The following is an 11,428-nucleotide window of genomic DNA, read 5'->3' on the forward strand; positions in this document are numbered from 1 at the left end:
CGATTATGAAAATAGCCGTTGTTGGTGCAGGGTTAATGGGTCGCTTGAGCGCTTTGTCTTTAACAAGACAAGGCTATCAGGTGAGCCTGTTTGATAAAGACAGCAAACAAGCCAAGCAAAGTGCAGCTTATGCAGCCGGCGGGTTACTCACTCCGCTAGGTGAGTCTATGAGCTGCGAACCTAACATAGTTGCAATGGGCTTTAGCGCGCTTAAAAAGTGGCCTGAGTTATTAGCCTCGTTAGAATACAAAGTCTATTTTCAACAACAAGGCGCTATCATGGTGAGCCATGAGCAAGACAAAGGTGACTACCAAGGTTTTGCTCAACACCTAGGTAGGCATTATCCCCAACATGCCGCTCCATCATTAAACAGACAGCAACTGGCGGAGCTAGAGCCTGAACTTGCCCATAACTTTAAACAAGGTTTGTTTTTACCAGACGAAGGGCAAATTGATAACCGCATGTTATTAACAGCCCTACAAAAACAGCTAGAGCTTGAACAAGTAAACTGGTTTATCGGCGCTAAGGTTACTCAAATAGATAACCAGCCAAGTCATTGCCAGTTAACTGTAAATGAGCAAGTTCATACCTTTGATTTAGTGATTGATTGTCGAGGCGTTGGTGCCAGAACGGATCCGCCTCAGCACTCTAATCAGCACTTTACTGAGAAAAGCATGGCACTTACTGATTTACGAGCAGTAAGAGGTGAGTTGTTTCACTTGTTTGCACCTGAGGTTAATTTAACTCGGCCTGTCAGATTAATGCATCCAAGGTATCAGCTTTATATCGCTCCTAAACCCAATCATGTTTACGTGGTGGGCGCTACGGAAATAGAAAGTGACGACTTATCGCCAATGACAGTTCGCTCAGCAATGGAATTACTCAGTGCTGCTTACAGTGTTCATGCTGGTTTTGCAGAAGCTAATATTCGTGAGCACATTAGCCAATTAAGACCTGCGTTTAGTGATAACCAACCACAAGTTTTAGTTAACCAGCGCTTGATTCAGGTAAATGGTTTATATCGTCATGGTTTTTTAATTTCCCCCGTTGTACTGGAACAAGTGGAATTAGCTGTCTTAGCCCTAAGCAAAACGTCCGAGCTGAAGCTAAATGAAAAGACTGGAACAGCAACACAGAGTAGAAAGTAATATGAAAATACATATAAACGGTGAGCCGCTAAATCTAGAAAATGGCGGTAACATCGAAGAAAATGGCAAGGCAAAAGACACAAGCGTAGCCGATGCTTTGCAACAATATTTGTCACAAAAGCAGCAAGAAATGAGCTTTGCCGTTGCCCTTAACAGTGATTTTGTTAATAAAAGCCAATATGCATCTACCTTGCTAAAAGATGGTGATTCTATTGACGTTTTATTTCCAATTCACGGAGGTTAGTCATGAGCTTAAGCATTTACGGTGAAAAACTTAACAGCCGATTATTAATTGGTACGGCTTTATATCCGTCGCCAGATATTATGAAACAAGCCATTTTAGCCAGTGGTTCGCAAGTAGTAACTTTGTCGTTAAAACGCCAGAATCCACAAGAACAATCCGGCCAACAAATTTGGCAATACATTCAAGACATAGTGAAACAAACCAACGGATTTTTACTGCCGAATACCGCTGGCTGTAAAACCGCAAAAGAAGCCTTTACCTTGGCACAAATGAGTCGTGAATTATTTCAAACCTCATGGTTAAAGTTGGAAGTGATTGGCGATGATTACAATTTACAGCCCGACCCATTTGAGCTGTTAAAAGCCACCGAGATGTTAATAAAAGACGGCTTTAACGTATTACCTTATTGCACCGACGACTTAGTATTGTGCCAACGTTTATACGATTTAGGCTGCGAAGTAATTATGCCGTGGGCATCTCCCATTGGCACAGGCAAAGGGCTAATGAACCCTTATAACCTAGAAACTTTAAGACAACGATTACCAAAAGCCACGCTGATTTTAGATGCAGGCATCGGCAAGCCGTCTGATGCTTGTTTAGCAATGGAAATGGGTTACGACGGTATTTTGCTAAACAGTGCGGTGGCATTGGCTGACAATCCAGTGTTAATGGCAAGTGCATTTGCTAACGCCCTCACCTCTGGCGAACAAGCTTATCAAGCAGGTTTAATGCAGCAAAGACAAACCGCTCACCCAAGCACACCGACACTAGACACGCCTTTTTGGCATCAAAGTTAGCAGGAGCGGAGCATGAGTCAATTAACCAAATACAAAAATCACAAAGCCACTGTTTGGACGATTGCAGGAAGCGATTGCACCGGCGGTGCAGGCATTCAGGCTGACACTAAAACCATGCACAACCTAGGACTCTCTGTTAATGCATCTGGATACACAGCTTTAGGTATAGAAGTTTGCTCTGTGATCACCGCCGTTACCGCACAAAATAGTTTTGGTGTAGCACAAATTAATGCCATGTCCGAAGATGTGATCTTGTCGCAAATACACGCATTGGATCAAGAAAAGCCAGCAAGGGTTATAAAAATCGGTTTGTTAGCAAATAAGCAACAAGTAGAGTTAGTTGCCCAGCAGATAGCCAAATTTAAACGCAATTGGCCAATAAAACCCTTTATTGTTTACGACCCAGTTGCAGTGGCATCAAACGGCGGCGACCTAACCGAAGATGACATTCTGCCAACTATCAAAGAAAAGCTATTGCCTTTAGTTGATCTCCTTACGCCCAATGGCAAAGAAGTACAAAAACTCACGGGCGTGTTTGCCTTTTCTTGGGACTGCTTAACCACAGCGGCAGATAAAATATTAGCCTTAGGTGTTGGGGCAATCATTATCAAAGGTGGACATATTGAAATAGCCGAGAATAAAAGCATAGATTTTTGTACCGACGGCAAACAAGAATATTGGTTAAGCAGCGACAGAATAAATACGCAAAACAGTCACGGTACAGGCTGTACTTTTGCCTCTGCGTTAGCGGCATTATTGGCACTAGGTTATGCATTAAAAGATGTGTTTGTGATTGCCAAAGCCTATATCAATCAGGGCTTAAAAATATCCAAAGACCAGAGTGACGGTTCGGCTGCTATCTCCCAAGGCAATATCTATCAAGGTGCCATCTGCCAAGGTTCTATTACACAAGGGGCATGGCCAAACGACATAAACGATTATCCTGAAGTATTAGTTGCAGGCTCTGAGTTAGCCGAGTCGATAGCTTGGACTGGCTCTCAACAAGATCAGAAACAAGAACAGCTTTCTATAAAACAAGAAATATTTCCTACAAAACAAAAACAGCATCAAGGCTTTTGTTCAGACTTTGCGTCTGTGGAAACCGACAAGCTTGGCTTATATCCAGTGGTGGACTCTATTGCTTGGTTAGAAAGGCTATTAAAAACTGGCGTTAACACCATTCAATATCGTGAGAAAAAAATCACAGGTGATGAGCTAGAACTTGCGATTCAACAGGCCATAACACTTGGTAAACAATATAAAGCAAAACTATTTATTAATGACTATTGGCAGCTCGCCATTAAGCATAAAGCCTATGGCATACATTTAGGTCAAGAAGATATTCAAACCGCAGATCTCAGTGCCATTAAAAAAGCGGGTGTGCGATTAGGCATAAGTACACACGGGCATTATGAGTTATTAAAAATCAAGCAATACAGGCCCTCTTACCTTGCGGTTGGTGCAATATTTCCAACCAAAACCAAAGACATGACAGGGCAAATTCAAGGTCTTAATACACTAGCGCATTTGGTTAAGTTAAATCCGACCATTCCTATGGTTGCTATTGGTGGTATTACGCTAGAAAAAGCACCATGTGTGTTAGCGACCAATGTAGGCTCAATTGCTGTTGTAACTGCCATTACAGAAGCTGACAACCCTGAATATGCTGTGACTCAATTCCAGCAGATCCTTCAACAGCAACAGCTACTTCAACAACCAATAAGCAGAAATTGATATGGCAGGCTCTTTATCCGTGAACGAGCGATTAACAGACAGGCAATTCATGCGTTATAACCGTCATATTATGGCGGATAATATTGGTGAAGCTGGGCAACTAGCTATCACTAAAGCAAAGGTAGTGATCATTGGAATGGGTGGTTTAGGCTGTCCTGCCAGTCAATACTTAGCGGCATCTGGTGTTGGTCATATTACCTTAATTGATCATGACATTATTGAAACCAGTAACCTGCAAAGACAAGTGTTATTCACAGAGCAAGATATAGGTAAATATAAAGTAGATATTGCACGTCAGCGACTGAAAAGTTTAAATCCATTAATTGAAATTAAAGCTATCAAACAGTCTGTTTTCAACACCAACTTATCTGAGTTATTTGATAGTACTGACATTGTATTAGATTGCACTGACAGCGCTAAAACCCGACATTTCATTAATGCCGCAGCAGTGGAGAGTAAAATAAAATTAGTCTCAGCTTCTGCCATTCAAGGTCAAGGGCAGTTAGTCAGCTTTGACTTTACCTCACACTCTTCGGCAAAATCGCCGTCAACTACATCACCCTCATCACCTTCAGCCCCAAGCACTAATCCTTGTTACCAATGTTTATTTCCAGCAGGTGCAACGCAAAATTTAAATTGTTCAACTTCTGGTGTTTTCAGTCCAGTTTTAGGTGTGTTAGGTAGTTTGCAGGCAACTGAAGCCTTGCGCTTAATTTTAGGTAACACCAATAACTTGAATAAATTAATATTGTTTGATGCATGGGGAATGGAGTTTAAACGCTTTGCAATAAATAAAGATCCGCAATGCAAGTGTTGCTCACAATAAATACAAAAACTTAACTCAATGAATATAAAACAGTTTATATTCAACTATACTCATGTTTTGAGCTATTTTTTTACGTTATTTTGGAGAGCAGTTTTATATGGCTATACCTATTCCCCATCGCGTTAGTGGTTTTCTTCTTGGAGATCCTGCAGCCGTCGTCACTATAGATGCTTTTATTGATATTCAATGCCCTCACTCACTGGCTATCTGGCCGACATTACTTGAAGTATCAAAGCACTATCAAAATCAATCGGTAAGCTTACGATGCCACTTAATTACACTAAGCAACCATAGACAAGCTTGGGATATGAGTTTAGGGTTGTTTGCGTTAGCACAGAATGATGCCAACAAATTTTATGACTTTGCATCCTTTGTATATGACCGCCAAACACAATTTTATAACGGCGTCTTTTTAAACAAAACTCACAACGATCTAATTCAGTTAGTTGCTGATTTTGCTCAAGAGCATGCCAACGTAGACCGCGAAGCCTTTATTAAACGAATGCAAGATAACGATATATACATTAAAGCGCGCACGCCAATTCGTTATGCTGCAACCAAAGCAGTTTGGGCAACACCGACTTTGTTTATTAACAATGCAGATGATGTGGCAGTTGATCATAAGTCAGACTTAGCTCAATGGCAGTCGCTGATAGACCCGTTACTACAAGGCTATTATTAAAAACCAAGGAATAATAATGAGAACAAAAGTAGAATTCCCTAGCCAAGGCCAAAACCTTGCAGGTTTACTTGAAACACCAGATCAAAAAGTACGAGCTTATGTGTTATTTGCCCATTGTTTTACCTGTGGTAAAGATGTTGCAGCCGCCTCCCGCATAAGCCGTTTTTTAGTTCAGCATGGCTTTGCTGTTTTCCGTTTTGATTTCACCGGCCTTGGCAATAGTGACGGTGACTTTGCCAATACTAATTTTTCGTCTAACACTGAAGACTTACTTGCCGCTGCTAATTTTCTTGAACAAAATTATGAAGCTCCACAATTACTAATTGGCCATAGCCTTGGCGGAGCTGCGGTTTTAGCTATGGCTGCACAATTACCAAAAGTAAAAGCCGTTGTTACTATTGGCGCGCCGTATGAAGCAAGTCATGTTATACATAATTTCCATGCTCATTTAGACACAATAGAAAGTGACGGGCATGCAAAAGTTAACTTAGGTACTCGTGAATTCACCATTAAAAAACAATTTTTAGATGATTTACGCAGTCAAACAACTGAGCATATAAAGCATCTAAACAAAGCGTTGTTGGTTATGCATTCCCCTGTTGATTTAACAGTAGAGGTTTCTGACGCTGAGAAAATTTATAAAGCGGCTAAGCATCCAAAAAGCTTTGTTAGTTTAGATACGGCGGATCACCTTTTATCAAAATCAGCCGACAGTGAATACGTAGCGCAAATGATTTCAGGTTGGGCTAGCCGGTATATTCCAGCACCTAAAGTAGAAAGTCCTAGTGTGAGTAAAGGGCATGTAATGGTGGCTGAACTTGACCATAAATTTCAACAGCAAGTATTTACCGACAATCATCATTGGTATGCCGACGAGCCTACCGCACTTGGCGGACAAAACTCAGGGCCTGATCCTTACGAGCATTTATTAGCGGGTTTAGGCGCTTGTACAGCCATGACAATTAGGATGTACGCCAGCCATAAAAAGCTCCCACTTGAACATGTAGAAGTGTCTTTATCGCACGAACGTGATTATATCCAAGATGCTGGTAACACTGATGGGCATGAACAAAAAATGGAGTCGTTAATTCGTAAAATTCAATTGATTGGTGATTTAACCGACGAGCAAAGAACTCGAATCATGGAAATTGCAGATAAATGCCCAGTGCATAAAACGCTGACTAACAATCCACAAATTGTAACTATTGCCGTTGATAGCTAAACGGCTGAAACATTGTTTCAAGATGGTGTAGTGTAGATATTTGGCTTTATGTTGTTGCTGTTTATTACAAACAAAACATATAAGCCAAATAGTTTAATCAGCAGCTTGGGTTAATACTCTAAATCAATAATCTAGCCAGACTAAAGAGCTAAGCTAATAAAAATCCCAGCTAATGTGGCACTCATCAAGTTAGATAACGAACCCGCAATTACCGCTTTAAAACCTAATCTAGCTATGTCGTGTCGTCTACTAGGCGCAAGCGCACCTAAACCACCAACCAATATGGCAATAGAAGCTAAGTTAGCAAAACCACATAACGCAAAGGTGATAATGACTTGCGTATGTTGTGACATGGTATCTTTGATTTCAACAAAATTAATGTAAGCAACAAATTCATTAACCATTAACTTTTGGCCAATAAAACTCCCAGCTTGTAACGCTTCTTCAAATGGCACGCCAATAAGAAAAGCAATTGGTGAGAAAATATAACCCAATAAAATCTCTATGGTTACGCCCTCAAAACCTAAAAGGTTAGACAAACCTAATACAACGCCGTTTAATAAAGCAATTAAACCTAAAAACGCCAGCAACATTCCGCCCACATTTATCGCGAGCTTGGTACCAACTGCAGCACCACTTGCTGCCGCGTCAATTACATTAATTGGTTGGTCTTCCTCAAGCTCGTCTTCAGGGTGAATAGTTTCAACCGGAGTTCCCTGCTCTGGCATAATTAACTTTGCCATTAACAAACCGCCTGGAGCAGCCATAAAACTAGCAGCAACAAGATATTTAAGCTCAATACCTAACGAGGAATAACCAACTAAAACCGAACCGGCTACCGACGCTGTTCCGCCAACCATAACCGCAAACAATTGCGAGTCAGTCATGCGAGCAATAAACGGGCGAACAACAAGTGGCGCTTCTGTTAAGCCAACAAAAATATTTGCGGTTGCCGACATAGCTTCAGGACGGCTTATTTTAAGTAACTTCTGCAAGCCTCCACCAATAACAGTGATAACTTTTTGCATTATGCCTAGGTAATATAAAACAGCGATAAGCGATGAGAAAAACACAATAACGGGCAATACTTTTAACGCAAAAATAAACGCACTATTACCAAGAAGTTCCGTCATTCTTTCGCTGGCTAAACCACCAAATAAAAAGCTAATCCCGCTGTTACTGCAATCAATAACCCATTGCACACCGTTTGCCATACTCAACAGAATTTTTTGCCCAAATGGTAAATACAAAACAAATGCGCCAAAGCAAGCTTGGAGAACAAATGCCAATATCACAGTTCTTTTATTTATAGCGCGCCAATTGTTGGATAATAAAATGGCAAAGGCCAATAAAGATACTATTCCAACTAAACCCATAATTACGTTCATATTAACTCTTTGTTTATTATTGCTTTTATTAACATCATCAATTAAATAGGCCGCTAATAAATGTCCCAATCGTTATTGCCGTAAGTTTGGCATACTCAATTGGGTTTCCCAATACTTATATCGCGTTGGACGAGTGAATAAATTTAAACTTACTTGTGGAAAAAATCTGGATAAACCAATTAGTTTTGATTTAACTTTTTACTGTTCACAAAAGGAATAGTATGTAAAATTCACTTTCTAAATTTGAATATCAAACACTAGCTAACCACAAAGATAAGTGAATTAAAGCAATGGAAATCTCACAACTTACACGCATTAACATTAACTTATTGGTTACCCTGCAAGTATTATTACAAGAACGTAATGCGTCTTCTTCTGCTGTTCGGCTTAATTTAAGTCAGTCTACTATTAGTAAAAACTTATCTCAGCTTAGACATGTTTTTGCCGATCCTTTGTTTCATCGAGTTTCTCACGGTTTAATGCCAACGCCCTTAGCACAAGAGTTAGAGCCTAAGCTAAACATTGCGATCAATGCGATTAACGAGATATTTTCACCGTCCACGTTTGAGCTTAAAAAGTTTCAAGGCTGCTTTAAAATATCCATGCAAGAAAGCGCGTTTGAATTTGTATTGTCCAAAGTGATGCAACGTGTATTGGATGAAGCGCCAAATATGCAAATTGATACTTATTTTAAAGACAGCATAAGTATTGAACAGCTAAATCAAGGGCGGTTAGATTTTGTGATCATTCCACACGATATTGGACAAAAACCCAATTTAAGCAATCAGCTACATAGTGAAGAATTATACCGAGATGAATTGGTCTGTTTAGTCAGAGATTCCAACCCAGTTCTACAAAAAACATGGAACCAACAAACCTATTTAGACAGTAAGCACATTCACGTAAAAGACAATGAACTTGGTATTCCTATGTTTGATCAGTCTCTATCAAAGTTGGGGTTTCAGCGTGAAGTTATAGTACAGGCTCCTGACTTTAATGCTGCTACTAGTTTATGTAAGCACTCAGATTTAATATTTACCACAACTTCAACGTGGGCAGATTCGGTAGTAAACACTAACAAACTAATAAAACTGACGATGCCTTGTCAGTCTGATCCCGTTGTTTATTCTCTTATTTGGCACCAACGCAGTGAAAGCAACCACGCTCACACATGGTTACGACAGCAACTGCTAAGCGTTTTTAGCGATTAAAGCCACGTAATGGTAACGTTTTAGCTTGTAACCAATTTTCTGCTGCATATTCACATTCACCGTCGGTAACATGTAGCGTAAATGCTTGACGAGACTTAGACGAACGATTAGGTGCGCTGTAATGTGGCAATGAACCTTGGAATACAACTAAACTTCCTGCTTTCACTTCCACTGACTTGCCGCTATCTTCCGTTGGCCATGGCATTTTGTTTAACTCAACCATAGTGGTTTGGTTACCCGCTAAGTTAAAACGTTCTCTAAGTGGCCCCAAATGCCCTGCTGGCTCAACCCATAAACAACCGTTTTCTAACGTGGCGTCTTCAATAGCAAACCATAAAGTGATCACACTTTGTGGTGTAGTAAAAAAGAAACTCGCGTCTTGATGCCAATTAACAATACCACCAATTTTAGGTTGTTTGAAAATGTACATAGACTGACGAATTTGTGGTGTTTGCATACCAAGATCAGACATAAGCTCGCCAAGTAACTTTTGATGACTAAACTTACTAAACACTGGGTCTAATTCATGTAATGCATGACCAATTTTATTAATACATAAAGAGCGTTCTTGAACTAGCTCACCTTTGTCATTAAAAGCTTCTTCTTCAAAAAAACAACGTATTTTTTCTGCTGAGTCTAAAAAGTAAGAGTCATCACTGCGGTCATTATCGTTGGTGGTAAAAACATGTTCTGGACTGTCTTCCGCCCACTGTTCCACTAATAAATTAGCTTGCTTTTTTACCGCCTCAATCTCAGCTAGAGGAAACACTTGGTCTAATACAATGTAACCTTGTTCGTTGTAATGGGAGATTTGATCTGGTGATAACATTGTTATGTTCCTAAGTGATGAGTTTAAATTTAGAGGTATTATTTACTCTTAGTTAATGACTATAGCCCGAACCAATATTTTCTAATATTGAATAAATGGAATATACAACTTTCCAAATAGGAATATTAATTTAGCGAATAGCTAAGGTACTCTGCGTTTATATTTTAAAGTGCCCGCAGTAGAGAATAAAAATGAAGTTAAATTTTCATAAATCCCTTTGGGAAGTGCAATGTACAAACCCGAGTGAATTAACCCATTACTTGAACGTAATTAAAAATGAAGGTTACCAAGGAACTGAGTTGTTCTTACCTTTTTACTCTATAGATGTGGATACCACATTAAAAGCTCACGCGGAATTTGGCTTAGATATAATAACGGGTATTGCGACTGACGGCACAGATATAAAACAACACTTAACCAGCCTGACCAAACAAGTAGAGCAAGCGTTAGAATTTTCTCCCACTTTAATCAATTGCCACACTGGCCGAGATATTTTTAGTTTAAAAGATAATCTTATGCTATTTGAAGCAGCTCTGAAATTAGAGCAAAAGCATAACATAACTATCACCCATGAAACCCACAGATTTAGACCAACATTTAGTACTTTTGGCACTGAACAAATTATAAATGAATTACCTGAGTTAAAACTTAATTTAGATATTAGTCATTGGATGGTAGTACACGAGTCTGATTTATCTGATCAAATTGAGCGATTAAAAAAACTATTTAAGTCTGTGTATCACATACATGGCAGAGTTGGTTTTGAAGAAGGCCCGCAAGTTACCAATCCAGAAGATGAACGTTGGCAAGCACACTTAATAAATCATACCCAGTTATGGCAAAAAGTTGTTGATAACGCAGCAGCTCGTCAAGATAACAGTTTCACTATTACACCTGAATTTGGCCCATTTCCATACGCACATATTCTTCCAGCAACGGGCGAACACTTAGCGGATATATGGCGCGCAAATAGATTTATGAAGCAACATTTATCTGAGCAATTAACTACTCCCAAATAAGTAACAAAAATAGCTAACAACCATAAATAACAAATAGTGCCTGATTAATATCGGGCGCTGTTTAATACCAATTGTATTAATGAATTGTTCAGTTCAGAGCTATGTTAGCAGAGCGTTATTAAAATTTTATCTTGGTTAAAAATTTAAGCTTGGGAAGTATTTGTTGGTTTGGTTTGGTTTGGTTTGGTTTATAGAGCTTGATTTTGCTTTATTGGGTTTTATATTACTGAGGAAAGCTTTGATATAGAAATGGTGCCGACTGCCGGAGTCGAACTGGCGACCTACTGATTACAAGTCAGTTGCTCTACCAACTGAGCTAAGTCGGCAC

11 protein-coding genes and 1 tRNA gene are annotated in these 11,428 nt (G+C 39.6%); 9 read left to right on the forward strand and 3 right to left on the reverse strand.

Translation table 11 applies throughout. From position 1 onward, the window contains the following. The first annotated feature begins 5 nt into the window (after positions 1-5). The 7 genes from Q0940_RS04640 (at position 6) to Q0940_RS04670 (ending at position 6,653) form a co-directional block, all read left to right on the forward strand. Positions 6-1,148, forward strand: coding sequence for an FAD-dependent oxidoreductase (locus Q0940_RS04640; RefSeq protein WP_299264683.1), 1,143 nt, complete (start codon positions 6-8; stop codon positions 1,146-1,148). A 1-nt stretch (position 1,149) separates the two neighbouring features. After that, the gene (thiS, locus tag Q0940_RS04645; RefSeq protein ID WP_299264686.1) at positions 1,150-1,392 is read left to right on the forward strand and encodes a sulfur carrier protein ThiS; all 243 of its coding nucleotides are present in this window, start codon (positions 1,150-1,152) and stop codon (positions 1,390-1,392) included. 2 nt (positions 1,393-1,394) lie between these two features. Continuing rightward, complete coding sequence (locus tag Q0940_RS04650) at positions 1,395-2,189, forward strand: thiazole synthase (RefSeq protein WP_299264689.1); 795 nt, start codon at positions 1,395-1,397, stop codon at positions 2,187-2,189. Between the two features lie 12 nt (positions 2,190-2,201). Further along, a complete protein-coding gene (gene thiE, locus Q0940_RS04655) occupies positions 2,202-3,923 on the forward strand; it encodes a thiamine phosphate synthase (RefSeq protein ID WP_299264691.1) in 1,722 nt (573 codons plus the stop codon). Between the two features lies 1 nt (position 3,924). Next, on the forward strand, positions 3,925-4,749 hold the full coding sequence (locus tag Q0940_RS04660; protein ID WP_299264693.1) for a HesA/MoeB/ThiF family protein: 825 nt from the start codon (positions 3,925-3,927) through the stop codon (positions 4,747-4,749). Positions 4,750-4,846: 97 nt separating this feature from the next. Beyond that, complete coding sequence (locus tag Q0940_RS04665) at positions 4,847-5,431, forward strand: thioredoxin domain-containing protein (protein WP_299264696.1); 585 nt, start codon at positions 4,847-4,849, stop codon at positions 5,429-5,431. A 16-nt stretch (positions 5,432-5,447) separates the two neighbouring features. Beyond that, positions 5,448-6,653, forward strand: coding sequence for a bifunctional alpha/beta hydrolase/OsmC family protein (locus Q0940_RS04670; protein ID WP_299264701.1), 1,206 nt, complete (start codon positions 5,448-5,450; stop codon positions 6,651-6,653). 140 nt (positions 6,654-6,793) lie between these two features. Here the strand turns inward: Q0940_RS04670 and Q0940_RS04675 are convergent, their stop codons facing one another. Beyond that, the gene (locus Q0940_RS04675) at positions 6,794-8,041 is read right to left on the reverse strand and encodes a NupC/NupG family nucleoside CNT transporter (RefSeq protein WP_299264706.1); all 1,248 of its coding nucleotides are present in this window, start codon (positions 8,039-8,041) and stop codon (positions 6,794-6,796) included. A 290-nt stretch (positions 8,042-8,331) separates the two neighbouring features. On the opposite strand from Q0940_RS04675, the gene Q0940_RS04680 reads away from it, so the two are divergent. After that, positions 8,332-9,252, forward strand: a complete 921-nt coding sequence (locus Q0940_RS04680; RefSeq protein WP_299264710.1) for a LysR family transcriptional regulator — start codon at positions 8,332-8,334, stop codon at positions 9,250-9,252. On the opposite strand, the gene Q0940_RS04685 is transcribed toward Q0940_RS04680, so the two are convergent. Continuing rightward, positions 9,242-10,081, reverse strand: a complete 840-nt coding sequence (locus tag Q0940_RS04685) for a phytanoyl-CoA dioxygenase family protein (RefSeq protein WP_299264713.1) — start codon at positions 10,079-10,081, stop codon at positions 9,242-9,244. The genes Q0940_RS04680 and Q0940_RS04685 overlap by 11 nt on opposite strands. A gap of 191 nt (positions 10,082-10,272) precedes the next feature. On the opposite strand from Q0940_RS04685, the gene Q0940_RS04690 reads away from it, so the two are divergent. Beyond that, positions 10,273-11,100, forward strand: coding sequence for a TIM barrel protein (locus Q0940_RS04690; RefSeq protein WP_299264716.1), 828 nt, complete (start codon positions 10,273-10,275; stop codon positions 11,098-11,100). Positions 11,101-11,350: 250 nt separating this feature from the next. Here Q0940_RS04690 and Q0940_RS04695 read toward each other — a convergent pair. Further along, positions 11,351-11,426, reverse strand: a tRNA-Thr gene (locus Q0940_RS04695). Between the last annotated feature and the right edge of the window lie 2 nt (positions 11,427-11,428).

The sequence above is a fragment of the uncultured Psychrosphaera sp. genome, assembly GCF_947500655.1.
Taxonomy (GTDB): Bacteria; Pseudomonadota; Gammaproteobacteria; order Enterobacterales; family Alteromonadaceae; genus Psychrosphaera.

Coding starts and splice junctions, on each gene's coding strand:
- Q0940_RS04640 (WP_299264683.1), top strand. CDS start 6: ATGAAAATAGCCGTTGTTGGTGCAGGGTTAATGGGTCGCTTGAGCGCT.
- thiS (WP_299264686.1), top strand. CDS start 1,150: ATGAAAATACATATAAACGGTGAGCCGCTAAATCTAGAAAATGGCGGT.
- Q0940_RS04650 (WP_299264689.1), top strand. CDS start 1,395: ATGAGCTTAAGCATTTACGGTGAAAAACTTAACAGCCGATTATTAATT.
- thiE (WP_299264691.1), top strand. CDS start 2,202: ATGAGTCAATTAACCAAATACAAAAATCACAAAGCCACTGTTTGGACG.
- Q0940_RS04660 (WP_299264693.1), top strand. CDS start 3,925: ATGGCAGGCTCTTTATCCGTGAACGAGCGATTAACAGACAGGCAATTC.
- Q0940_RS04665 (WP_299264696.1), top strand. CDS start 4,847: ATGGCTATACCTATTCCCCATCGCGTTAGTGGTTTTCTTCTTGGAGAT.
- Q0940_RS04670 (WP_299264701.1), top strand. CDS start 5,448: ATGAGAACAAAAGTAGAATTCCCTAGCCAAGGCCAAAACCTTGCAGGT.
- Q0940_RS04675 (WP_299264706.1), bottom strand. CDS start 8,041: ATGAACGTAATTATGGGTTTAGTTGGAATAGTATCTTTATTGGCCTTT.
- Q0940_RS04680 (WP_299264710.1), top strand. CDS start 8,332: ATGGAAATCTCACAACTTACACGCATTAACATTAACTTATTGGTTACC.
- Q0940_RS04685 (WP_299264713.1), bottom strand. CDS start 10,081: ATGTTATCACCAGATCAAATCTCCCATTACAACGAACAAGGTTACATT.
- Q0940_RS04690 (WP_299264716.1), top strand. CDS start 10,273: ATGAAGTTAAATTTTCATAAATCCCTTTGGGAAGTGCAATGTACAAAC.